Below are 22,813 nucleotides of genomic sequence, written 5' to 3'. Positions count from 1 at the left end.
TTTTTTCGTCGAGAAGCGAGAAATTACTTCTCCTTGAACACATTCATCACAGGATTCCACTCGCGAATGGAACGACCGGCTAGCACCTTTTCCTTGTGGAATGGGTCGTCGTTCATCAGCTGGATGGCATCGTCGATGGATGCGGGGGCCTCAAGGCGGATGATGATCAGCGCGGAGCCGAGACCGTCCGTGTATGGTCCGGAGCCAACGAGCTTGCCCTGGTCCATCAACGTGCCAAGGAACTCACGGTGAACCGGACGCAAGGCAACAACATCGGGAGCCTCATTGGCATAGGTGTAGTGGACTGCAAAATATTTCATGGGACAATAATAGCTTTAATAGGTGTGGCTATCGGTGCATTGATGGCCCGTACACGCGTGTGAATTATTCAGCAGGGTAGGCTGGTAAACGTGAATGACCAGACACATGATCAGCAGGCAGGGACGAAACCGTCCAATTTTAATCTGCCGAATGTGCTGACCTCGTTAAGGATCATTTTTGTTCCAGTTTTTGCTTGGTTGGTTCTGACCCAGCAATGGTGGTGGGCCTTTGGCGTGTTTGCCGCATTGATGCTCACCGACAAACTTGACGGCGATATTGCGCGTGCACACAACCTGGTCACCGATTTTGGCAAGATCGCAGATCCCATCGCCGACAAGGCGTTGATGATTACCGCGCTGGTGACCTTGAATATTGCCTCGACCCTGCCGATCTGGATGACGGTTCTGATTGTGTTGCGCGAGCTGGGCATTACCGTGTGGCGCATGGTGCTGCTGCGCCAGGGCAAGGTCGTGCCGGCGTCGAAGGGCGGAAAGATCAAGACCGTTTTGCAAACCCTCGGCGTCGCCCTGTATCTCTGCCCGTTGCCGGAGTGGATGGATATCCCGACCTACCTTGTCATGCTGGTAGCTGTGGTGGTCACGGTAGTCACCGGCATTCAGTATCTTGTTGACGGGAGGCGCGCAAATGCTTAAGGCACAATTGCTTTTCGACGAGCTCGTAGCCCGAAACTTCACCATTTCATTCTGCGAGTCGCTGACGGCGGGTCGGGCATGCGCCACTGTTGCCGACGTGCCCGGTGCCTCGCGGGTATTGCGTGGCGGGTTGGTCACCTACGCAACGGATTTGAAAGAATCTCTTGCTGGTGTGTCTTCGGCAGTACTCGAAGCCTATGGCCCTGTCTCGCCTGAGACGGCTAGAGAAATGGCGCGCGGGGTGCGACGAGTATGCGGATCCACCTGGGGAGTCTCGCTCACAGGTGTGGCAGGCCCAGACTTGCAAGACGGCCACCCCGTCGGCGAGGTTTATATCGGGATCTCCGGGCCGAATTGGACGGCAGCGTGGCCAGCAGCGGAATTGGTTGCACCGGAGCGCGCACGCTTCACCGTGGTTGATGGCCAAGACACACCACTGCACGTGCTGGCTGGCTCGCGGGAGGAAATCCGCACTCTCGCAGTCGATGCCACATTGGAAGGCATGCTAAGAGTCGTGCGGGAACAAAAATAGTCCCCCGTTCGTTGGTATCAATGATGGCAACTACAACAGCACTCTTAGAAAATCGGCCGGCCACGCAGGTCGCAGATCGTCCCGTGGCTGCTGCATCTCGACCAGAACCACTCCTTCGGGAGGCACTTGGTTTATCTCTGCGCGCATTCCGCGCAGACAAGGGCATGACTTTGCGTGAACTCGCGGAGCACGCCTGCGTATCTCCTGGATACTTGTCCGAGCTAGAACGCGGGCGCAAGGAAGTTTCTTCTGAGCTTCTTGCTTCTATCTGCCACGCACTTGACACAACAGTGGCTGAAGTTTTGGTGGAAGCAGCCCAGAACATGACTCTTCAAACTATGGCTGATGAACTCGCCTCCACCACGCCCGCCGCTGCGGAAGCATAGAATGGCTCGCTCCGGTACTATGTAACCGACGCGTACGGTAAAGTTCACGCAAAAGCTCTCCCTTCGCGAAAGGTCGGTTAACTCCAAATGGCTAACCCATTCAAGAAATTTTGGAACTACCTCATGGCGCTGTTCGACAGCAAGATCGAGGAAAACGCCGACCCTAAGGTCCAGATCGAACAGGCGATCGGTGACGCACAGCGTCAGCACCAAGAGCTCTCCCAGCAGGCAGCAGCCGTCATTGGTAACCAGCGCCAGCTGGAGATGCAGCTGAACCGTCGTCTGGGCGATATTGAAAAGCTTCAAGCAAACACCCGCCAGGCAATCCAGTTGGCAGATAAGGCTCGTGCTGAGGGCGACGAGAAGAAGGCCACTGAGTACGACAACGCTGCAGAATCATTCGCGGCACAACTTGTTACCGCAGAGCAATCGGTAGAAGATACCAAGCAGCTCCACGACCAGGCTCTGCAGCAGGCAGACCAGGCGAAGAAGGCCGTGGAGCGCAACTCCGCGGCTCTGCAGCAGAAGGTTGCTGAGCGTTCCAAGCTTCTTAGCCAGCTTGAGCAGGCCAAGATGCAGGAGAAGGTCTCTGAGTCCCTGCAGTCGATGAACTCCATTACCGCCAATGGCAGCCCGAACCTGGATCAGGTTCGAGACAAGATCGAGCGTCGTTACGCTAACGCGCTCGGCCAGGCTGAGCTCGCACAGAATTCCGTCGAGGGCCGTATGGCCGAGGTGGAGGAGGCTGGTGTGCAGCTTGCTGGTCACTCCCGCCTTGAGCAGATCCGCGCCGAAATGCATGGTGGCTCGATCGAATCCGGTCAGAAGCAGTCAATTGAGGGCTCCACTGATACCGGTTCTTCAAATGTCTCCAACGATGCAGTACAGCAGCGTATGCGCGAACTCCGCGGTGAGTAATTAGAATCTTAAAAAAGCCCGCCACTGTGAATAGTGGCGGGCCTTTGCGTGGCTTGTTTAATCCCCGATGCCCCGGGCTTGCAATGCTTCGGAGAGTTGCATCGCGCGTCGAATACTGCGGATTACCACCGGCGTTCCAAACGCTTGCAAGCTCATACCCGCTCCGCGAGCTTTACGAGCCTCAAGCACTTCGTTGACTGTGGCTAGCATCAGAGGGATCAGCCGGATAGTCAGCGAGATAGCCAGACTAATCGTTTCCACCGGTAGCCCAAACCGCGCAAAAGGGGCAAGGGCGCGCTCCAGGGATTCCATCAAGTCAGCAATGGTGGTGGTCAGAGTCAGCAACGCAGCAGCCGCCACGGAAGCAAACAATCCTATAACGAGCGCGATCGCCGCAGGCCACGAGTTATTCCACACCTGGAAGGCACCCAGGATGAGCAATAGGGGGATCACTGGCAGCGTCTGCTCGGCGGCAGTACGCCACGGGATCCGCGCGATTAAGTAGCCCAGGGCAACACCCGCAAGCGCGATCCCACTTCGCAGCGGCGTTGTCCCTAGTACGGCTACGACCAGGACAAACACAATCAGCGCGACCAACTTCAGCCAGGCCGGGAGGCGGTGCAAAACAGAGTTTCCCGGGACATAAGCACCTAAAGGCAAAGTTCGGATCATGGCTGCGCATCCATCTGAGCGGTATAAAATTCGATGGCCTCTTTGGCTTGTCCGTCGAAGCTCACCCTTCCGTCGTTGAGCACAAGGACGCGCTCAAAGTCGGCGATCAGGTCAAGGTCATGCGTGACGACGATCAGCTGTTGTTTCAGGGCAGCAAATTCCTTCGCGATGCGTCGTCGGTTGCGCAGATCCAACAGGGTGGTCGGCTCGTCGGCAATGATCGTCTGTGGCTCCAAGATAAGCACGGATGCGAGCGCCAGCAATTGTTTTTCGCCACCGGACAGGGTGTGCGGTGAATCGTCGCTATGTTCTTCTAAGTGGAAACGCGTGAGCATCTCTTGGACCATGGAGTTCTTTTCTTCCTTGGAGAGCTTGCGTCCCCGCAGAGAGAAAGCGACATCGTCGGCCACGCGTGGCATGATGATCTGCGATTCAGCGTCCGAGAATACGAATCCGACTTGCTTGCGAATGTGCTTGCCGTCTTTGTCCGTGCGGTAATCGTTGTAGGTGACGCTGCCGTTGGTGGGCATAATCAGTCCGTTAATCAACCGTGCCAGCGTTGATTTTCCGGATCCGTTTGAGCCGATGATTCCGACCCTGCGCTCCTCGATGGTCAGATCGACCGGCTCGAGGATGGTTGTGCCGTCGTATTCAACGGCAGCGTGGTGAAAACTAATGGTAGGCACGGGGCTGTAGTCTACTTTCCGCGACGCAGGTTAGGGAAGGCCTGGTGTACGGCCAGTGCGATGACGATCATGACGGCGACCTTAACGGCATCGGGTACGACGAAGGCAAGCTGTGCGGCTGCGGCTGCGCCGACTGTCAGATCTGCACGGAAGACCAAACCGATGGCACCGCAGATGTACTGGACCAAGAGGGCTACGACACCTGCAAGAATGAAACCGGCGGTGCGCGCTACTGCTGATTTGGACTTGGACAGGGAAGCGTAAGCAATCCAACCGGCAACGAGGGCGGAGAGCAAATAGCCAACCAAGTAGCCTACGGAGGGGCCAGCAAGTGCTGCGAGAGTGGTTCGACCGCCTGCAAGGACAGGAATGCCGATTAGGCCGAGGGCGAGGAAGAGGAGCACAGAGAGGAATCCGCGACGGGCGCCTAGAACCAGGCCGGCGAGGATGCACGCGGCGTTTTGTAAAACGATCGGGATGCCTGCGGTACCGACTGGGATCGAGACGAAAGCGAGCACAATGAGCAGTGCTGCAAATACCGCAACGTATGCGATATCAGCAGTAGTCGAACGTGTTGTGTTTGTCATGCGAAAGACCTTACTTGAACGGTGTTCAAGAAGTGTAATTGCGGTGGCTTTTCCTGTTCGAGATGCCCGTTCTTGTATATTGGGGCCCATGCGCTTGACTGAATTCCACCAACTCATTGAAGACGAGTTTGGCGATGCACATGGCGAGTGGATCGTCCACTCGCACGTGATCGCCGAGTTGGGGGACACACCCGAAGCACTCATCGAAAGTGGAGTCGATCCCAAAGTGATTTGGGAAAAGCTTTGCGACGATTTCGAAATCCCGGAAAGCCGTCGATTCGGGGTAGATCGACCTGGGAAATAGTCTCCTGGACGACACGCCGTATTCGAGCTAGCAATCGAACAGATGTGCGTGTATGTTTATGGGTGTGTCAGGCAGCAACTTTATTGTGGGGCTGCAAATAGATAAAACCCGAGGGAACCTCGAGGGCCTAGGCGGGGTCTAATACAACGACAGGTTGGCTAGGCTCAACGTATCTGAAGAAGGAAGTTTTAACTCATGGCAGCAAAGAAGAAGACTGCAGCGCCAGCATCAGGTGATCGCCAGAAGGCACTCGATGCAGCAATGGCAATGATCGAGAAGGATTTTGGCAAGGGTGCCATTATGCGTCTCGGCGACGAAAACCGTCCACCTATTCAGGCCATTTCTTCGGGCAACACCGCTATTGATGTCGCTTTAGGTATCGGCGGATGGCCTCGCGGTCGCATCGTCGAAATTTATGGCCCAGAGTCCTCCGGTAAGACCACCGTTGCGTTGCATGCCATTGCGCAAACGCAAGCGGAAGGTGGCATCGCCGCATTTATTGACGCAGAGCACGCCCTCGATCCTGATTACGCGAAGAAGCTCGGCGTAGACACTGATAACCTGTTGGTTTCTCAACCAGACACTGGTGAGCAAGCCCTAGAAATCGCGGACATGCTGGTTCGCTCGGGCGCCATTGACATGGTGGTCATTGACTCTGTTGCAGCACTGACCCCAAAGGCGGAAATTGAAGGCGAAATGGGTGACTCTCACGTTGGCCTGCAGGCGCGTTTGATGTCCCAGGCACTTCGTAAAATGACCGGCGCAATCCACAACACTGGTACAACCGCTATCTTCATTAATCAGCTGCGTGAGAAAATCGGCGTGATGTTCGGTTCTCCAGAGACCACCACCGGCGGTAAAGCGCTGAAGTTCTATGCCTCAGTACGTGCAGATGTACGCCGTATCCAGACCCTCAAGGAGGGTCAGGATGCAATTGGTAACCGCACGCGCATGAAGATTGTGAAGAACAAGGTCTCGCCACCGTTTAAGATCGCCGAGTTTGACATTATGTACGGCGAGGGCATTTCGCGTGAATCGTCCATCATTGATATGGGCGTTGAACAGGGCATTGTAAAGAAGTCCGGTTCTTGGTTCACCTACGAGGGCGACCAACTGGGCCAGGGCAAGGAAAAGTCACGCATCAACCTCAAGGAAAATCCAGATCTTGCAGATGAGATCGAGGAGAAGATTTTCAAAAAGCTGGGCGTAGGCAAGTATGCCGGCGTTAATGATGAACTCACCGATGACCCAGTGGACATGGTGCCAAACATTGATTTCGATGATGAGGATGAAGAAGGCTCCCTCGAGGTGGATGCGGAAGGCAAGGAAGCTGCAGACAACTAGTGGCACCACAACCTGATCCAGATAAACTGGCCAAGCTTCAGGCAGCGCTCAAGGCCTATGAGGAAGGCCAATCCCCAGCCTTATTCGACCGCGCCGCGGAGGAAACTCGCGCTCCCATCCGCAAGCGTGCTCTGGGGTTATTAGACCAGCGTGCGCGTTCTCGTTCAGAACTGCGTGCCAGGCTGGTGGATGCGGAGTTTGAAGCTGGCCTCGTCGATGAGGTGTTGGACAGTCTTGAGCAGGCAGGGTTGATCAATGACCGTGCTTTTGCAGCGGAGTGGGTGCGCCAGCGTTCAGCACATAGGGGGAAGTCGGCTCGCGCATTAGATCTTGAGCTCCGTGACAAAGGGGTGGCCTCAGATATCCGTGTGTCCGCCCTTGAACAGATTTCTGAAGAAACCGAAGAAGGTATCGCCAGGGGAGTTGCCGAGAAGAAAGCTCGCAGCATCAAATCGCCCCCGGTAGATCGTGCTGAATACGACAAATTTCTGCGTCGGATCGTCGGAGCGCTTGCACGCCGAGGCTTTTCTTCTGGGCTGAGCTTCTCTATTGCTAAGGGCGAACTGGATAAACGAATCGACGAGCTGGACTAGTGCTTACTCGTCGGGGTTATCTATCTTTTGGTAACCAGGAGCATGCCAGTCGGCGTTGACATTGTCCTTCGTATCGATGCCTTGGGTCTTCTCTTGCGGAACATTGGCGAACACGTTCTTGCGCGCACGCCCTGCACGGAGCTGCTTTTCTACGCGCACTGCGAGTTCGGAGAGCGACCAGTTGATCACGATCATGATAATGGCGACAACAACCAGAGATGCAAGGAAGTTCTGGTTTGCGGAGGCAGACTGAATGCCGGAGCGGACCACCTCAATGTAGCCAATCTGATATCCGAGTGCGGAGTCCTTCAGAGCGATCACCATCTGTGCAATCAGCGCAGGAAGCATGGCAGCGATGGACTGGGGCAGCAGGATTCTCCACATCGTTTGGCGATGCGACAATCCAAGTGCCTTGGCAGCTTCAGTTTGGCCCTTGGGGAGAGAGCGAATGCCAGCACGCAAGATCTCTGCAATAACCGAGCCGTTGTACAACGTCAATGCAAACACAACAGCAGAGAATGCGAGTTGCCGAGGTGGCACAACGTGGTACACCGCGAAGAGTTGGTAGGCAAAGATCATCAGCAAAAGCACGGGAATAGCGCGGAAGAACTCGACTATGACAGCGCAGAACCAGCGGACGAGTTTCACCTCTGAAAGTCGACCAAGACCAAAGATGACACCGAAAACCAGAGCCAAGATAATACTAAATACTGCAGCCTTGATCGTTCCCCACAGACCGGGCAGGAGATAGGTTGTCCAGGTGTTGGACTGCAGAAATGGGGTCCACTTTGCGGCGGTCAGCTGTCCGTTTGAAGCAAGCGTATCGATGACCCACCACAGCACCAATGCCGCAACAATCAGAGTGAGAATTGTGTAGATGCGGTTATTTCGGCGCCCGACGGGGCCGGGAGCATCGTAAAGAACAGTTGCGCGAACAGCCATTATTTCTTCACCGCCAAGCGTTCGGAAAGTCGGCCCAGGTACAGGCCCATTGGAAGAGTAAGGATGATAAATCCAAGCGCGAAGACACCGAAGATTACGAAGAGCTGGTTCGCATGGAACTCGATCGTGGATTTCATCAGCAGCGATGCTTCGGCAACACCAATCACCGATGCGATCGTGGTGTTCTTCGTCAAAGCGATCAGTGTGTTACCCAACGGCACAATGGCTGCTCTTAGGGCCTGCGGGAAGACTATCAGACGGAATGTGTCGCTGAAGCCAAGTCCGATGGAGCGAGCTGCTTCGGCTTGGCCGAAGTCAACTGTATTGATGCCACTTCGCAAGGATTCCGCGACGAAACACGAGGTGTAGAGAATGAAGCCCAAGACCGCAAGCCTGAAGTTTTGATCAGCCAAGAAAGTAGAGGAATCTCGGCTTGCCAAAGTAAGGCCGAGATTTTGATACAGGCCAAAGGAGCAGAACAACACCACCAGAGTCAGCGGAGTGTTGCGCACCGTGTTGATATAAAAGCCTGCAATATTTCGGAGTATGCCCAACGGAGAAACACGCATGGCCGTCAAGATGATACCAAGGATCATCGAGCCGATAGCCGAGTAAAAGGTCAACTTGATCGTGGTCCAAAAGGCGGGCCAAAGGTTGGGCAAAAGGTCAGCCCACATGGAATCCATGCGCGTTCCTCCTAAGGGATTGGCGGGAAATTACTTGTTCAGGAAGGAAAGGTCGCCTGGTGTGGCCTTCTCCACGCCATCGCCGCCGTCCAAGTTCTTATCCAGGAAGGTTTGGAAGCTGCCATCGTCGTACATTGCTTGTAGCGCAGTGTTGATGGCAGAGACAGCTTCCTCATCATCCTTTGTCACGCCGATGCCGTAAGGCTCGTCGGTGAACTGCTTGCCGTCGCGCAACAATTCAACGACCTTGAAATCGCCTGGCGACTGGGCAGCGTAACCACCCAAGATTGTCGCGTCAGTGGTCATTGCTTCGACGTTGCCTTGGCGCAGTGCCTCGACACAGGACGAATAGGTGTCGTACTCCTGGAGCTGAACGGTAGGAAGCTCGTCTTTCACCTTTTGTGCTGGGGTGGAGCCAGTCACCGAGCAGAGGATCTTTCCGTCGAGACTTTCGAGGCCAGTAATGTCGGTGTTGTCTGACTTCACAAGCAATGCTTGGTGGGTCAGCGTGTATGGTCCACCGAAGGAAACGGACTCCGCGCGGGACGCATTGATGGTGTATGTTGCAGCGATCATACCGACTTCGCCGTTTTGAATCATGGTCTCACGCTGCGCAGATGGAGTCTCACGCCAGGTGATCTTTGGTTCGGCCCAGCCCTTCTCCTTCGCGATGCTATTGACCACATAGGTCGCCACATCCACGTCGAAACCGGTCATCGAGCCGTCTGGCTCACGCAGGCCGAGGCCTGGCTGGTCAAACTTAGTACCAACAGTGACATTGCCGGATTCAATCTCGCCGAGCAGGCCACCGGCGCTCGAGCCGCCGGAGTTGCTGCCACAAGCAACTAACCCGGTCGAGGCAATACCGATCGAGGCCAAGATTGCAAGAGTACGGGTAAAACGTTTCATGACAATTCTCCTAGAAGTATGGAACTAGAGGTATGTAACGGGTTGAGCAACTTAGTGCGGCAAGATCTTGCCAAGGAAGTCGCGGGCACGACTCGAAGTTGGGTTGGTAAAGAATGACTCTGGGTCTGTGTCCTCGACGATTTCACCGTCGGCCATAAACAAGATGCGGTCCGCGGCTTTACGTGCGAAGCCCATCTCATGGGTCACCACCACCATCGTCATTCCCTCACGGGCAAGACCACCCATAACATCCAGAACTTCTCCGACCATTTCAGGGTCAAGGGCGGACGTAGGCTCGTCGAAAAGCATCAGCTTGGGGTTCATTGCCAACGCGCGCGCAATAGCGACGCGCTGTTGCTGACCACCCGAAAGCTGTGCTGGGTACTTCTCGGCCTGATTGGCAATGCCGACGCGCTCCAATAAGTCCATTGCGCGCTTGTTGGCATCGGCCTTGGACATTTTGCGTACGCGCCTCGGGCCGAGCGTGACGTTGTCTTTGATGGTTAAGTGAGGAAAAAGATTGAACTGCTGGAACACCATGCCCACGTCGGCGCGCAGTGTGGCTAATTGCTTGCCTTCTTCGGGCAGGGGCGTTCCATCAATTTCGATGGTGCCTTCCTCGATGGTTTCGAGGCGATTGATGGTGCGACACAGGGTTGACTTTCCCGAACCAGACGGGCCAAGCACAACGACGACCTGGCCTTTGGGGACTTCAAGATTGATGTCTTTGAGGGCTTGAAAATCGTCGAAGTACTTTTGCACGTCGGTCATCCGGATCATCGGGTTGTTCGGCGAATCTCCGCGAGATGGAAAAGTGTCCTGAGTCATAGACATAGTTTTAGTTGGTCTGTGCCATAATTACTAGGAAATTGGCAAAGTTGTTTTAACAAAGTTGTAATGTTCGGCTAATTTCGCAGGTGGGACACAGTGAATGTGGCGGTTATGACACCACCGCAACCAGCGATAGAATGCGAATCGTGGCAAGCCAAACAGTAGAATCCCCCCGTACATACGAAGTTCGCACCTTCGGGTGTCAGATGAACGTGCACGATTCCGAACGCCTTTCGGGAATGCTCGAAGACGCAGGATATGAAGCCGTTCGCGAAGGTAGCGAACCCGACCTCGTCGTATTCAATACGTGCGCAGTGCGCGAAAACGCCGACAAGCGCCTCTACGGCGCTCTCGGCCACTTGCGGGAAACGAAAGAGAACCACCCAGGGATGCAAATCGCTGTTGGTGGCTGTTTGGCCCAAAAAGATCGCGATACCGTGATCAAGAAGGCACCGTGGGTGGATGCGGTTTTCGGCACCCACAACATGTCCGCGCTTCCGACTCTTTTGGAGCGCGCTCGCCATAACGACGAAGCCCAGGTGGAAATTGTCGAATCCCTCGAGGCATTCCCATCTGTACTGCCCGCCAAGCGCGAATCCGCCTACGCAGGCTGGGTGTCCATTTCCGTGGGCTGCAACAACACCTGCACTTTCTGCATCGTGCCAAGCCTGCGCGGTAAGGAAGTTGATCGTCGTCCAGGCGATATCCTTGCCGAGGTCCAAGCGCTCGTCGATCAGGGCGTTTCGGAAGTGACCCTGCTGGGCCAGAACGTCAACGCTTACGGCGTGAACTTCGTCGACGAGGACATGGACCGCGACCGTTCTGCCTTCTCGAAGCTGCTGCGTGCCTGCGGAAACATCGAGGGACTCGAGCGTGTGCGATTCACCTCGCCACACCCTGCAGAATTCACCTCCGATGTCATCGACGCGATGGCGGAGACCCCAAATGTGTGCCCTCAGCTGCACATGCCATTGCAGTCGGGCTCTGACAAGGTGCTCAAAGACATGCGCCGCTCGTACCGGTCGAAGAAGTTCCTCGCAATTCTCGACGAAGTACGTGAAAAACTTCCACATGCCTCCATTACTACCGACATCATTGTTGGTTTCCCTGGTGAGACTGAAGAAGACTTCCAAGCGACCATGGACGTTGTTCGCCGTGCTCGGTTTACCAGTGCTTATACCTTCCAGTATTCACCGCGTCCGGGAACCCCTGCCGCGGAGATGGAAGATCAAATCCCGAAGGAGGTCGTCCAAGACCGCTTCGAGCGCCTTGTGGAACTGCAGGATGCCATCTCGCTTGAGGATAATCAGAAGCTTATTGGCCAAGAGGTGGAACTGCTCGTTCAGGAAGACGGTCGCAAGAACGATGCGACGCACCGCATGTCCGGTCGCGCCCGCGATGGCCGTTTGGTGCACTTCGCGGTTGAAGGAAATGTTGACGGCAACGTTCGCGCCGGTGACATTGTCAACGTCACCATCACCGATGCTAAGTCCTACTTCCTGTTTGCTGATTCCGGAATCCACTCGCATCGCCGCACCAAAGCCGGCGACATGACCGAAGCAGGCAAGGTACCCACCACCGCACCGGTGGGTGTGGGACTTGGATTGCCAACTCTAGGCAAGCCTGCGGATTTGCCTGCAGCTCCAAGCTGCCACGCCTAGGTCCCTATGGGCTTAGTCGTGCGAGTGGACTAGACTATCCAAGAATCAAACTTTCGAACCACATTTAGTAGCATGAAGTAGATTGAGGCTGAAAACCCGTGAGTTCACACCAACCAGTTTCCAATGGCGCGGCAGAGGCCGAACGCCTAGCTGCCCAGGAACGTAAGATTGCAACGACCGTTTCCATGGGAAATACTCGGTGGGTCCTCGTCGGCGTGATCGTAGTCTACGTTTTATCGCTCTTCCTTCCCTACATGGGTGGCATCAGTGGTCTAGAAATCCTGATCCATTCCCAGGGCGCCCAGGATGCCGGAATTAAGATCACCGAGTCGGCTTTCGTCTGGTTGTCCTTCCTTGGCATCGCTGTTTTCACAACGTTGTTGGTCATTACAAAGCGCTCCACGCCGTATATTCTGGCATGGAGTGTGACCACAGTTGCGCTGATCATGGCGCTGCTTGCACTCTGGTTGCGCCAGACAAGTTCGGGCGCCGGATCGGGTATCGGCATCTACCTGGCTATTCTGGCCGTGATCGTGGCTGAGATTGCGTTCATCACCCTTGTGACCAAGCGAAATCCGGAACAGGAGCAGGTTGCGCTGGCGCGAACCCAGATCGATGATACTGATGAGGTCGGGCACGTCCAGTTGCACGCGTCCACAAATGCGGCGGAGCGCTTCGGCGACGACAACCCGTTGCTTATCGACGATCGCCGCGCCCGCGCCTCTGAGCGTCACCGGAAGCAGGCGGAAAAGAACTCCGACAAGTAGGCTGGCCGTTGATGCGCCGGATGCTCGAAATTGGTTTTCGAGCATCCGGCTTTTTCGACCCATTTTCGAGCACGTGACCTGGGGAAATAGAATCAGATTCTCGTATGCTCGAAGTTGACGGGCGGGTGAAGTACCAAGAAAAGTTTGGCGAGTCAGTTCAAGAAGTGCTGGCCAAAGAAAGAATGCGAGAACACATGTTGCTTACTGCTGGGTTTCCCATTATGCGTGGGCATTGGAATGAGCTGGATCCCGAAAATCCACATAGCTGCCTCTTCGTGGAAAAACTCCGGCAGGCACTGGATCGATATCCGGTGCCACAGGTACTCCCACCGAGATAAATCGCAGCCTTAAATCACACCCGCTGCCACGCAGTAGTAGCTGAGATGATTTCCTCTCCGAGTTCCCGGTTGAGGTGCGCAATTGATTCCACTGAGGATGGGTAAGAGGTGTACCCAACCTGGGCCTCCGGCCAGCGTAACTGAGCTGCGGAGAGCACCGAAAACATGACGGCCCGACCCAGCCCTTGGCCGCGGTGCGGGGCAGAGACGAAGGTGGCGCCCAATTCGATCACTGATTCTTCGGCACCAGCGAAGCGCATGACCTCGCTAAATGCCACAACGGCACCGTCGCGGACAACATAAGCTGTGATCTGCTCCCCGCCCTTAGCCAGGAGTCGGCCCGAAGCATCACGGATGCGGGCCTCGGTCCAATTGATTGTGTCTAGGATTAGTTCGCCGCGGGGAAGGGTGGCGGACGAGTCGGTGTAGATGGTAGCCATCGATGCCGCGTGCTCAGTAGGAAACTGCATGTCATTGGCCAAAAGTACAGCAGAAGAAAGGGTGGCAGGTGACAATTGTAGCTTCGATTGGATCTCGGTGATCGCAGGAGAATAACCCGCCGAGGTCAAAGCCGCGGGGCCGCGGGAGTCCGCATAGCCGTGGGTGATCCAGAGTTGGCGGATGGGGCGAGCGAGGCGGGAGGACAGCTCGTCGATAAGCGAAAGTGCTCCCTCCCATGCTTGCTGTACCTCGTCGTCCAAGGGTGCGCCGGGAAGCGGGGCGATGGATGCGTCGATGGTGACGTGTGCCTCGATGACGCGCACATCCTCGAGGAGCGGAAGTGAAATCATGACCCAAGCGGCCACCTCGAGGGGGTCGCCGGAACTACCGGTTGAGGCAACAGCAGGGTAGCCGAAGGCGCCGATGTCGCGCGGCCCGGGCGGGGAGGTGCACAGGGCGAAGAGGTAGGCGTCGGATTCGGCGGAACCGGCTAGTCGCACGGCAAGGCGGGATGCGGAAGTCCCCGAGGTGACATCGCCGGTGATGTCTTGGATGGCCAGGGTCGAAGAAAATGCGTACTGGCCTAATTCCTCAGAAACAGCGGCGCCCGCCCCAGAGTCGGGGCGGGCAAACACAACAGTGTGAAGCATTATTACTCGTTGATGGCCTTGGCTGCGACATCGGCGAATTCCTGCCACTGTGCAGCCTGCTCGCGCAGGTTGGCAGCCTCGGCGGACTTGCCCGACTGCTCGGCCTTATCTGCCTGGGCGGCGAGGTCGTCGGCACGCGACTGGAACTGATCGACGCGGGCCTGGGCCTCAGGAGAGGTGCGACGCCAGCGAGAATCCTCGGCATCCGAAACACGCTTTTCTACGGCACTGATCTTGTCTTCGTACTCGCGGACCTTGTTGCGAGGAACGAAGCCGATCTCTTCCCACTTTTCCTGGAGCTCGCGCAGCTTGTTCTTCGCCTGATCGAGGCCATTTGCAGGATCGATCTGTGCGTCGTATTGCTCCAGCAGCGCGTCCTTGGCCTGGGCGTTCTCTTCGAATTCGCGGTCGCGCTCATCGTTGACTGCGGTACGCGAGTCGAAGAAGTGGTCCTGGGCGGCGCGGAACTGTGCCCAGAGCTTGTCATCGTCGCCGCGAGGGGCGCGGCCGGCAGCCTTCCACTCCGTCATCAGGTCGCGGTAAGCGCGCGCAGTTTCATTCCAATCGGTGGAGTTCTGCAGTGCTACGGCACGCTCGACCAACTCTTCCTTCTTCTTCTTTGCGGTCGCGCGGGTGCGATCAAGCTCAGCGAAGTGGGAACCGCGACGACGGTTAAAGGCATCACGTGCACGTGAGTAGCGCTTCCACAGAGCATCGTCGGTCTTGCGGTCGATGCCACGGATGGACTTCCACTCTTCCAGGATCGCGCGAATCCGGTCGCCCGTACCCTTCCAATCGGTGGAGTTCTCGGCGAGATCCTCGGCCTCGGCGGCAAGCTTTTCCTTCTGCGCGATGGCCGCGGCACGACGCTCAGCCTTTTGCTCCTTGGCCTTCTCACCGGCAGCATCGGACTGGGTGGCAATCTCAGTCAGGCGTCGATCCAGCAGGTCGAGATCACCAATCACAGCTGCAGTTGGAAGGGTTGCGCGCAGCTGCTCGGCTGTTTCGCGGATCGTTGCGGCATCCTCAGGGTGCGCAAGAAGGCGTGTTTCCAGCAGCTCAACCTCGGTTGCCAAATCGTCGTAACGCTGCCCGAAGTGCGCAAGCCCCTCCTCGGGCGTGCCCGCTTGCCACGAGCCGATCTCGCGCTCGGTGCCACCTTGGGTGACGAAGACGGTGCCGTCCTCGGCGATGCGGCCGAACTTCGTTGGGTCGTTCTTCGCGGGGGCGGGGACAGGCGTGGGAGTCGGGCGAGAAGTGGTGGCTGCACCCGGACGAGGACCTGGCTTCGGTGCGCGACTCGGCATTGCCCCAGGTGTTGCTCCTGGAGTTGGTGCAGGTGTTGCTCCAGGCTTCGGGGAAGGGGTCGAAGGGGTAGTCATAGTGATCGTCCTATTCTGCAATTCTTTGCCGCGCGACACGGCTGCCAATGAGTGTGTCCCACAAATATACAGCGACGGCACATTCCCTGTCTCCATATACCGGCCCTATCCCGGCTCAAAAGAGAAACCGGAATGAGACGGCCACGGATGATTCCTCGACACGGGCGCCAGCTGGTTAGGCTGGGGGCGTGAGTATTGGATTTCGTCCTTCTTTGATTGTGATCCCCGGCAGCCCGGCGGTGGTCACCGAACTCGCGCCCGCCGACCAGGTTGCGGCGCAGGTGCGAGAGCATGTTTCATCGCTTCTCGACGATCGCCCGCGCGAAGTCATTGGCAGTTCCGATTCGAAGTGGAAGACCTCCTTGGAAGGGTCTTTTCATGCGTGGGGCGCCGATGTCTCGGTAGGCCACGGCACAGATTTGGCGGAGCTGGTGGCTCGTTATCTTGTCGGAGAAATTGCCTCATTCCGTGATTCGATCGGTCAAGTCAACCCAAATGCCTTGACTGTGGTGGTTTTGGATGGCCCGGCTGGGCTGACTCCGCGCGCACCTCTCTCATTTATTGATGCAGCCCCTGGCGTGCATGAGAAGCTGCAGCAACTTCTTGCTGGCAGCAGAGTCGCCCCTAACTCGGAGGAGCTGAGCCAGGCAGGTGTTGTGGAACCACGGCTGTGGCTCGAGCTTGCCCAGCTTAAACCCGCCCGTGCGGAACTTCTGTTGGCCGACGATTCCCTCGGTGTCGGCCGCTACGTTGCTGCATGGGACATCGAGCAGGGCATCGAGCAAGAAATTCAGGAGGCCTAAACGTGAACACACCAATCGCTGTTGTTGGCCCCACAGCCTCGGGAAAATCCGCGCTAGGCATCGCCCTTGCCCAAGCACTAGATGGGGAAGTAGTAAACGTTGATTCCATGCAGCTGTATAAAGGCATGGATATCGGAACGGCCAAACTCAGCCTGGAAGAGCGTGAAGGCATCCCGCACCACCTGCTCGACATCTGGCCAGTGACGCAGACGGCGTCAGTTGCCGAGTATCAGCAGCGCGCGGTAGCAACCGTCGAAGAAATCCAGGCAAGGGGCAAGACACCCATTTTGGTCGGCGGCTCGATGCTCTACGTTCAATCGCTCATCGACGCCTGGGAATTTCCGCCCACCGACAAAAGAGTCCGGGCAACCTACGAAGCCAGGCTAGAAGCCATCGGGATTGACAATTTACATGCCGAGCTGGCAGCCATCGATCCCGCTGCCGCAGCAGTGATCGAGGACAAAGATCCACGCCGCACGGTGCGCGCACTCGAAGTTATCCAACTCACCGGCAAACCATTCCAGGCCTCGCAGCCACCCAAGGATGCACCTCCGCGATGGGGAACGAAGATCCTCGGGCTCAAGACCATTCCCGAGTGGCTCAATCCCCGGATTGAATTGCGTACCAATCTGATGTTTGAGCAGGGCTTCATCGACGAGGTCCGCGGACTCATCAACATCGGCCTGGTGAAAGACTCCACGGCGGGCCGGGCAATCGGATACTCACAGGTCCTGGACTATTTGGCAGGCGAAATCACCGAGGCAGAGGCCGTGGAGGCGACCATCGTCGGCACGCGAAGATATGTGCGTAGGCAGCGCTCGTGGTTCAACCGTGACCACAGAATCACGTGGCTACCAGCAGATGAATCGAACTTGAACGAGTTAGCGCTAAACTCAGTGAAGTGAATATCGACTTCCTTAAAGGCCATGGCACCGAGAACGACTTTGTGGTGCTCATCGATACCGAAAACGCGCTGGATCTCACCCTGGAGCAGGTGGCGCAGCTGTGCGACCGTCGCGCTGGAATCGGCGGCGACGGCCTGCTGCGCGTGACCACCCAGGATGGTCACTGGTTCATGGATTACCGCAACGCGGACGGGTCGATCGCGGAGATGTGTGGCAACGGCATCCGCGTCTTTTCCCACGTCCTTGTGGCGGAAGGCCTCGAGGAAGCAACTGAGTTTGATGTGCTGACCCGAGCGGGACTCAAGCACATCAAGGTCCTTTCGGCAGACGCGGAGCGCGCCGAGGTTCAGGTGGATATGGGCCACGTCGAGGTCACCGGCGTGTCCACCGCGCAGATGGCGGGCCGTGACTTCGCTGGCATCGGCGTGGATGTGGGCAACCCGCACCTCGCAGCTGTCATCCCAGGTTTGACCGAGCAGGCGCTGGCAGAAATGCACTTCGAGCAGCCCACCTTCGACACCGAGTTCTTCCCAGAGGGTGTCAATGTGGAAATCCTCACCGAGCTGACCGACGGCGAAGTTCACATGCGTGTTTGGGAGCGTGGCGTCGGCGAGACCCGCTCATGCGGTACCGGCACGGTTGCGTCGGCACGCGCAGCACTCGCCGATGCCGGCATTGAAAATGGGGAGGTCACCGTCAATGTTCCAGGTGGTGCAGTACAAGTTTCGCTTCACGACGACAACGCGATCATGACTGGGCCTTCTCGCATCGTCGCGCGCGGCCGCGCCACACTCTAACTACTTTTCTCAGCTACTGTGACGGGCCGAGGCGCTTGGCAACTCGGCGGGCATCATCCCAGGAAGCGGTGAGTTCAGCCACGCGTTCGTCGCTTATTGTGAGCAGGCGCTCCAGGGTCTCCCTGTTCAACATGGGATCGGAGAGATGCGTATCAAGACGAGAGCTGAACCGGCGTGCTGATTTAACGCGAAGTTTGAAATCCTCGATGGTCGGGTCGTTCGAATAATCCGCGGCAAGTGCTGGGTAATACAGCGTGCGATCGGCGATTGCCTCAGTAGAGGTGCCGTGAAGCAAGTTGTCATACTCGCCGATGACATCGTTGAGATCGTCGCGAGTAATGGCCAGCGAGGCACGCAAGCTGTTGAGTTCTGGATCGGAGGTGACGGCACTGCGGCGAGCAAAATACAAGGTCACAATGCCGATGATTACGGAGACCGCGATTCCTGGAGCTCCGAACCTGGCAATAAAAAGCACGGCGACCATGATGGCTAGCGTGAACGCCAGCACTTTCCATAGGTCGCCGCGAAATGCCATATTCTGGATTCTAGTCCGTTTAAAGGTCCACTTTAGTGATCGGGCCTAGTGGCCGCCGCAGCCACAGCTGTCGCCACAACCACCGCAGCCACCACCAGCAGCTTGAACGAGTGAACCAGTAAGTAGTGCAGTGCCAGCAATCACAGAATCACGCTGGGGGAGCTCCCCGTCTGGCAGGCAAACATCGAAGGGGAAAGCGCCGTCAACGGAAGCGTGAATGAAGCGCTGGCCGGTGAGCTGATTATTGCGGTATTCAGCCTCGAGCACGCGTGCCGAGAATTCCGCCGATGCGTCGGGGACAATGCTGCCATTACCTGCAGCGACTGCCTGAGCACCCTCAGAGATGATCATGCCAAGCACTTCGCCGGTTTCTTCTAAGTAAGCTTCTGCGTTTGCGTAGTATTTTGGCTCGATAGCCAGAGCCGTAACGCCGAGCTCCTGCCACTGCTGGGTGTCTTCGTCAGCGATAAGTGGACCCTGGGCAAGGTTCACCGTCACGTTGGTGATCACGTTGCCGAATGGGTCGAGGATGTCGCAGTAAGCAACGACATCGTTGAGCATAGTGACGTGGGCATTGGTGCGAGTGCTGGACTCAAAGCCTGCGTAGGTGGCAAAAGGCTCAACGGCAAGGATGTTAATTTGGGCGCCGGAGCCATCGGTGAACTGAACTAGTTGTCCGCCTCGAACCTCGCCGGTCACAGCGAGATTATTGGTGGCAATTGCGGCCTCGACCGCGTCCTGCCACTTGTCATACTTCAGGCCGATGCTTAACAAGTCGCTACTCATGTTTTGCATCATACCCGGCGGTGGTGAAAGTAAAAATATCGAAACGGTATCGGGGAACAGAATCACGATGGAGTCGGTTAAAATGGATAGAATCTATAAGAAATACACAAAGGACTGAATGACTCAATCGTCTACCAATCGTGAACGCTCCACTCATGATGAACTTTTGGAGCATGCGTTTCGTCACAATGCACCACAACCAGATAAGGCTGAAAGCCCCGGCTCTGATTTGAGCGGGCTAGTGAGCCCGACTGTCGGTGAGCTTGACCTGGAAGCTCGTAACGCCTTTCGCCGTGTCGAGCGCTCGGAGTCCGTGCGCTCCCAAGACGCGCAGGATATTTATGAAGTTGAGTATCGTAAGCTGCGCCTCGAGCAGGTCATTTTGGTCGGTGTGTGGACAGAAGGCACGACCGCCGAAGTAGAAGCCAACATGGATGAGCTCGCCGCTCTGGCAGAGACTGCCGGAGCCGAGGTAGTGGAACTTCTCTACCAAAAGCGCGACAAACCTGATCCGGGTACCTATATTGGCTCCGGCAAGGTCAAAGATCTCCGCGCCATCGTTGAGGCCACGGGCGCCGATACGGTCGTGGTCGATGGTGAACTTTCGCCAGGCCAGCTGGTCGCGCTCGAGGAAGCGCTTAAGTCCAAGGTCATCGACCGCACGATGCTAATTTTGGATATTTTCGCCCAGCACGCAAAGTCCAAAGAGGGCAAGGCGCAGGTTTCTCTGGCCCAGATGCAGTACCTTTACACCCGAACTCGTGGTTGGGGTGGCAACCTGTCGCGTCAGGCCGGTGGTCGCGCTGGTTCCAACGGCGGTGTGGGTCTGCGTGGTCCTGGTGAAACGCGCATTGAGTCGGATCGTCGCCGCCTGCGCACCGAGATGGCAAAGATCCGCAAGGAACTCGCCTCGATGAAGACATCCCGTGACATCAAGCGTGCAAAGCGCCAGCAATCTACGTTGCCGAAGATTGCTATCGCCGGTTATACCAACGCGGGTAAATCGTCGTTAGTTAATGCGATGACTGACGCTGGTGTCCTCGTCGAGGACGCACTCTTCGCCACCCTGGACCCGGCGACTCGTAAGGCGCAGCTCGCTGATGGGCGCTCGATCGTGATCACCGATACCGTCGGTTTCGTTCGTCACCTGCCGACCCAGCTGATCGAAGCCTTCAAGTCGACGCTGGAAGAAGTCCTTGGTGCGGATTTGATGTTGCACGTCGTCGACGGATCCGACCCGTTCCCGCTGAAGCAGCTTGAGGCGGTGAACAAGGTGATTTCCGATATCGTCCGTGACACCGGCGAAGAGGCACCTCCCGAGATCATCGTGGTGAACAAGATCGATGCCGCCGACCCATTGACATTGGCCGAGGTGCGCCACGCTCTCGCCGACACACACAACGTTGTGTACGTCTCTGCGCTCACAGGTGAGGGCATCGACGAGTTGGAAGCGCGCATTGAGCAATTCCTGAACACGCTGGATCGCCATGTGAGCCTCATGGTGCCCTACACCAGAGGAGATATTGTCTCGCGGGTGCACGAGGAAGGCACGGTTCGCAGCGAAGAGCATCAAGCAGAGGGCACGCTTATCGACGTTCGGCTCCCGCAGGTGCTGGCAGAGCAGTTCGCAGAGTTTGTTGTCGAGCCGGATCTGGATGATAATGACAATTCGTGACTAATAAATTTGGCTGGGACCTGCACGGCGACGGCAAAAAAATTCTTCCGGGAGCCGTAGTCGCTCCCAACGAACGGTTGAGTTGGCCCCGTACCATTGGCATCGGCATGCAACACGTAGTTGCTATGTTCGGTGCCACACTTTTGGTGCCAACGCTGACCGGTTTTCCTGTCAACACGACGCTGTTGTTCTCTGGTGTCGGCACGATCATCTTCCTTCTGCTGACCCAAAACCGCCTGCCTTCCTATTTGGGCTCGTCGTTCGCCTTTATTGCTCCGCTGACGGCCTCGGCGCAATATGGCGTGGGTGCCCAGATTGCTGGTGTCTTCGCAACGGGTGTTCTGCTCATCATTGTCGGCTTTATAGTCAAAGCTGCTGGTAAGAAGGTCATAGACGCGGTGATGCCACCAGCTGTGACGGGTGCAATCGTGGCACTGATCGGCTTCAACTTGGCCCCGACGGCAGTGGCGAATGTAGAAACTCAGCCATTAGTGGCGGTAGTTACCCTGGCCACGATCATTTTCTTTACTGTTGCCACCCGGGGCATGGCGACCCGCCTGGCTATCCTCATCGGCGTTGTGGTCGGTTGGGTTTTCGCCGCGCTGACCGGCAATATTTCCGAGGATGCTGCGCAAAATATCGCGGATGCGGCCTGGATTGGATTGCCAACATTCCATACCCCAGACTTCAGCCCCGATAAGGCGATTCCGGCAATCTTGGTCACGATCCCAGTTGTTGTCGTGCTGATTGCTGAGAACGTTGGCCACGTCAAGGCCGTATCGGAGATGACCAAGACAGATCTCGATGACCTAGCTGGCAACGCCTTGATCGGCGACGGAATTGCAACCACTTTGGCAGGTAGCTTCGGTGGCTCCGGTACCACGACTTACGCCGAAAATATTGGCGTGATGGCCGCAACCCGCGTCTATTCCACCGCAGCATATTGGGTTGCGGCGATCTTTGCGATCGCGCTTGCATTCATCCCGAAGTTCGGCGCTTTGATTTTCACCATCCCCTCGGGTGTCCTCGGTGGGGCGTGTCTGGTGCTCTACGGACTGATCGGCATGCTGGGCGTGCGCATCTGGCAGGACAATAACGTTAACTTCAATAACCCGGTTAACCTCACCGCGGCCGCGGTGGCCATGGTTGTGGGCATTGGCAACCTCTCCATCAATATTGGTGGCGTTCCACTCGAAGGCATTGCTTTGGGTTCCGTGGGCATCATTGTGCTCTACCCGCTAATGAAATGGGCTTATACCCATATTGGTGAAGGCCAGCAGGGCGCAAAGTTCTACAACTAGCCTTTTCTTAAGCATCACGCAAAAATCCCCCGACCGGCTGCCCTATCTTTGGGCGTTCGGCGGGGGATTCGTCGTGAAGCGAAATCTTACTCCGCGTCGAGGTCAGACTCGATCAGCGCGGCAATCTTGTTTACTGCCTCTGGGTCATCGGAAGAAACGATCACTTCGTCGCCTTGCTCGGCGCCGAGAGCCATGATCATCAGGGAGGAAGCAGCATCGGCCTCTTCGTCCTCGTCGGAAGCGAGGGTGATCAGGATTTCGTCGTCGTACTTGGCTGCTTCCTCGGCGATGACGGTAGCAGGACGGGCGTGCAATCCAACAGAGGAGCCAACCTTCACAGTCTTGGAGGCCATAGTGAGTTCCTTTCGTAGGGTTCTATTCTCGTTCCAGATTAGATCCAGATTAGAT

Annotated in this window: 28 protein-coding genes; 15 read left to right on the top strand and 13 right to left on the bottom strand. The window is 56.6% G+C overall.

The window, feature by feature from the left end:
- Positions 1 to 23: 23 nt before the first annotated feature.
- Positions 24 to 320 carry a YciI family protein gene (locus ACXZ66_RS08610; protein WP_458748120.1) on the bottom strand — a complete coding sequence of 99 codons (297 nt, stop codon included), beginning with the start codon at positions 318 to 320 and terminating at the stop codon, positions 24 to 26.
- 90 nt (positions 321 to 410) lie between these two features.
- Here ACXZ66_RS08610 and pgsA point away from each other — a divergent pair, with 90 nt between their 5' ends.
- The 4 genes from pgsA (at position 411) to ACXZ66_RS08590 (ending at position 2,810) form a co-directional block, all read left to right on the top strand.
- Positions 411 to 974 (top strand): CDP-diacylglycerol--glycerol-3-phosphate 3-phosphatidyltransferase, encoded by a 564-nt coding sequence (gene pgsA, locus ACXZ66_RS08605; RefSeq protein ID WP_458748119.1) that lies wholly within the window; start codon positions 411 to 413, stop codon positions 972 to 974.
- Entirely contained in the window at positions 967 to 1,506 is a 540-nt protein-coding gene (locus ACXZ66_RS08600) for a CinA family protein (RefSeq protein ID WP_458748118.1), read from the top strand. Before pgsA ends, ACXZ66_RS08600 begins: the two co-directional genes overlap by 8 nt.
- Before the next feature lie 23 nt (positions 1,507 to 1,529).
- Positions 1,530 to 1,892, top strand: coding sequence for a helix-turn-helix domain-containing protein (locus ACXZ66_RS08595; RefSeq protein WP_458751342.1), 363 nt, complete (start codon positions 1,530 to 1,532; stop codon positions 1,890 to 1,892).
- 87 nt (positions 1,893 to 1,979) lie between these two features.
- Positions 1,980 to 2,810 carry a PspA/IM30 family protein gene (locus ACXZ66_RS08590; RefSeq protein ID WP_458748116.1) on the top strand — a complete coding sequence of 277 codons (831 nt, stop codon included), beginning with the start codon at positions 1,980 to 1,982 and terminating at the stop codon, positions 2,808 to 2,810.
- Positions 2,811 to 2,867: 57 nt separating this feature from the next.
- On the opposite strand, the gene ACXZ66_RS08585 is transcribed toward ACXZ66_RS08590, so the two are convergent.
- Genes ACXZ66_RS08585 through ACXZ66_RS08575 form a run of 3 tightly spaced genes read right to left on the bottom strand, consistent with a single transcriptional unit; the run spans position 2,868 to position 4,755 of the window.
- Positions 2,868 to 3,482, bottom strand: coding sequence for an energy-coupling factor transporter transmembrane component T family protein (locus ACXZ66_RS08585; protein WP_458748114.1), 615 nt, complete (start codon positions 3,480 to 3,482; stop codon positions 2,868 to 2,870).
- The gene (locus ACXZ66_RS08580) at positions 3,479 to 4,168 is read right to left on the bottom strand and encodes an energy-coupling factor ABC transporter ATP-binding protein (RefSeq protein ID WP_458748113.1); all 690 of its coding nucleotides are present in this window, start codon (positions 4,166 to 4,168) and stop codon (positions 3,479 to 3,481) included. The genes ACXZ66_RS08585 and ACXZ66_RS08580 overlap by 4 nt, the downstream gene beginning before the upstream one ends.
- Before the next feature lie 11 nt (positions 4,169 to 4,179).
- A complete protein-coding gene (locus tag ACXZ66_RS08575) occupies positions 4,180 to 4,755 on the bottom strand; it encodes a biotin transporter BioY (RefSeq protein WP_458748111.1) in 576 nt (191 codons plus the stop codon).
- Between the two features lie 88 nt (positions 4,756 to 4,843).
- Here ACXZ66_RS08575 and ACXZ66_RS08570 point away from each other — a divergent pair, with 88 nt between their 5' ends.
- The 3 genes from ACXZ66_RS08570 to recX all read left to right on the top strand — a co-directional run bounded on the left by ACXZ66_RS08570 (position 4,844) and on the right by recX (position 6,996).
- Positions 4,844 to 5,059 (top strand): DUF3046 domain-containing protein, encoded by a 216-nt coding sequence (locus ACXZ66_RS08570; RefSeq protein ID WP_458748109.1) that lies wholly within the window; start codon positions 4,844 to 4,846, stop codon positions 5,057 to 5,059.
- Positions 5,060 to 5,254: 195 nt separating this feature from the next.
- Positions 5,255 to 6,403: a recombinase RecA gene (gene recA, locus ACXZ66_RS08565; protein WP_458748107.1), complete on the top strand. Its 1,149-nt coding sequence runs from the start codon at positions 5,255 to 5,257 to the stop codon at positions 6,401 to 6,403.
- Positions 6,403 to 6,996 carry a recombination regulator RecX gene (gene recX / locus ACXZ66_RS08560; RefSeq protein WP_458748106.1) on the top strand — a complete coding sequence of 198 codons (594 nt, stop codon included), beginning with the start codon at positions 6,403 to 6,405 and terminating at the stop codon, positions 6,994 to 6,996. The genes recA and recX overlap by 1 nt, the downstream gene beginning before the upstream one ends.
- Positions 6,997 to 6,999: 3 nt before the next feature.
- Here recX and ACXZ66_RS08555 read toward each other — a convergent pair whose 3' ends face one another.
- From ACXZ66_RS08555 to gluA, 4 genes are read right to left on the bottom strand one after another with little or no spacing between them, the layout of a single operon-like run.
- Positions 7,000 to 7,938: an amino acid ABC transporter permease gene (locus tag ACXZ66_RS08555; RefSeq protein ID WP_458748105.1), complete on the bottom strand. Its 939-nt coding sequence runs from the start codon at positions 7,936 to 7,938 to the stop codon at positions 7,000 to 7,002.
- Positions 7,938 to 8,624, bottom strand: a complete 687-nt coding sequence (gluC, locus tag ACXZ66_RS08550; RefSeq protein ID WP_458748103.1) for a glutamate ABC transporter permease GluC — start codon at positions 8,622 to 8,624, stop codon at positions 7,938 to 7,940. Before gluC ends, ACXZ66_RS08555 begins: the two co-directional genes overlap by 1 nt.
- A 30-nt stretch (positions 8,625 to 8,654) precedes the next feature.
- Complete coding sequence (locus ACXZ66_RS08545) at positions 8,655 to 9,533, bottom strand: glutamate ABC transporter substrate-binding protein (protein ID WP_458748101.1); 879 nt, start codon at positions 9,531 to 9,533, stop codon at positions 8,655 to 8,657.
- A gap of 51 nt (positions 9,534 to 9,584) precedes the next feature.
- Positions 9,585 to 10,313: a glutamate ABC transporter ATP-binding protein GluA gene (gene gluA, locus ACXZ66_RS08540; protein ID WP_458751341.1), complete on the bottom strand. Its 729-nt coding sequence runs from the start codon at positions 10,311 to 10,313 to the stop codon at positions 9,585 to 9,587.
- Between the two features lie 188 nt (positions 10,314 to 10,501).
- On the opposite strand from gluA, the gene miaB reads away from it, so the two are divergent.
- The 3 genes from miaB (at position 10,502) to ACXZ66_RS08525 (ending at position 13,130) form a co-directional block, all read left to right on the top strand.
- Positions 10,502 to 12,025 (top strand): tRNA (N6-isopentenyl adenosine(37)-C2)-methylthiotransferase MiaB, encoded by a 1,524-nt coding sequence (gene miaB / locus ACXZ66_RS08535; protein WP_458748100.1) that lies wholly within the window; start codon positions 10,502 to 10,504, stop codon positions 12,023 to 12,025.
- 98 nt (positions 12,026 to 12,123) lie between these two features.
- On the top strand, positions 12,124 to 12,792 hold the full coding sequence (locus tag ACXZ66_RS08530; RefSeq protein WP_458748098.1) for an Rv2732c family membrane protein: 669 nt from the start codon (positions 12,124 to 12,126) through the stop codon (positions 12,790 to 12,792).
- Between the two features lie 104 nt (positions 12,793 to 12,896).
- Complete coding sequence (locus ACXZ66_RS08525) at positions 12,897 to 13,130, top strand: hypothetical protein (RefSeq protein WP_458748097.1); 234 nt, start codon at positions 12,897 to 12,899, stop codon at positions 13,128 to 13,130.
- Between the two features lie 14 nt (positions 13,131 to 13,144).
- Here ACXZ66_RS08525 and ACXZ66_RS08520 read toward each other — a convergent pair whose 3' ends face one another.
- The gene (locus ACXZ66_RS08520) at positions 13,145 to 14,221 is read right to left on the bottom strand and encodes a GNAT family N-acetyltransferase (RefSeq protein WP_458748095.1); all 1,077 of its coding nucleotides are present in this window, start codon (positions 14,219 to 14,221) and stop codon (positions 13,145 to 13,147) included.
- A 2-nt stretch (positions 14,222 to 14,223) separates the two neighbouring features.
- Positions 14,224 to 15,603, bottom strand: coding sequence for a DUF349 domain-containing protein (locus ACXZ66_RS08515; RefSeq protein WP_458748093.1), 1,380 nt, complete (start codon positions 15,601 to 15,603; stop codon positions 14,224 to 14,226).
- A 188-nt stretch (positions 15,604 to 15,791) separates the two neighbouring features.
- On the opposite strand from ACXZ66_RS08515, the gene ACXZ66_RS08510 reads away from it, so the two are divergent.
- From ACXZ66_RS08510 to dapF, 3 genes are read left to right on the top strand one after another with little or no spacing between them, the layout of a single operon-like run.
- A complete protein-coding gene (locus tag ACXZ66_RS08510; RefSeq protein WP_458748091.1) occupies positions 15,792 to 16,406 on the top strand; it encodes a hypothetical protein in 615 nt (204 codons plus the stop codon).
- Positions 16,407 to 16,408: 2 nt separating this feature from the next.
- Entirely contained in the window at positions 16,409 to 17,311 is a 903-nt protein-coding gene (gene miaA, locus ACXZ66_RS08505; RefSeq protein WP_458748090.1) for a tRNA (adenosine(37)-N6)-dimethylallyltransferase MiaA, read from the top strand.
- Positions 17,308 to 18,108 (top strand): diaminopimelate epimerase, encoded by an 801-nt coding sequence (gene dapF, locus ACXZ66_RS08500; RefSeq protein WP_458748089.1) that lies wholly within the window; start codon positions 17,308 to 17,310, stop codon positions 18,106 to 18,108. Before miaA ends, dapF begins: the two co-directional genes overlap by 4 nt.
- Positions 18,109 to 18,121: 13 nt before the next feature.
- Here the strand turns inward: dapF and ACXZ66_RS08495 are convergent, their stop codons facing one another.
- Entirely contained in the window at positions 18,122 to 18,643 is a 522-nt protein-coding gene (locus tag ACXZ66_RS08495; RefSeq protein ID WP_458748087.1) for a hypothetical protein, read from the bottom strand.
- Between the two features lie 45 nt (positions 18,644 to 18,688).
- Positions 18,689 to 19,429, bottom strand: a complete 741-nt coding sequence (locus ACXZ66_RS08490; RefSeq protein WP_458748085.1) for a hypothetical protein — start codon at positions 19,427 to 19,429, stop codon at positions 18,689 to 18,691.
- A gap of 118 nt (positions 19,430 to 19,547) precedes the next feature.
- Here ACXZ66_RS08490 and hflX point away from each other — a divergent pair, with 118 nt between their 5' ends.
- Together hflX and ACXZ66_RS08480 are read left to right on the top strand one after the other, a co-directional pair.
- Positions 19,548 to 21,104 (top strand): GTPase HflX, encoded by a 1,557-nt coding sequence (hflX, locus tag ACXZ66_RS08485; RefSeq protein WP_458748083.1) that lies wholly within the window; start codon positions 19,548 to 19,550, stop codon positions 21,102 to 21,104.
- Positions 21,101 to 22,405, top strand: coding sequence for a uracil-xanthine permease family protein (locus tag ACXZ66_RS08480; RefSeq protein WP_458748081.1), 1,305 nt, complete (start codon positions 21,101 to 21,103; stop codon positions 22,403 to 22,405). Before hflX ends, ACXZ66_RS08480 begins: the two co-directional genes overlap by 4 nt.
- Before the next feature lie 86 nt (positions 22,406 to 22,491).
- Here the strand turns inward: ACXZ66_RS08480 and ACXZ66_RS08475 are convergent, their stop codons facing one another.
- Positions 22,492 to 22,758 (bottom strand): HPr family phosphocarrier protein, encoded by a 267-nt coding sequence (locus ACXZ66_RS08475; protein WP_458748079.1) that lies wholly within the window; start codon positions 22,756 to 22,758, stop codon positions 22,492 to 22,494.
- Between the last annotated feature and the right edge of the window lie 55 nt (positions 22,759 to 22,813).

The organism is Corynebacterium sp. S7, assembly GCF_054401105.1.
The sequence above is the reverse complement of the archived record's forward strand: the minus strand, read 5'-3'. Positions and strand labels throughout refer to the sequence as shown.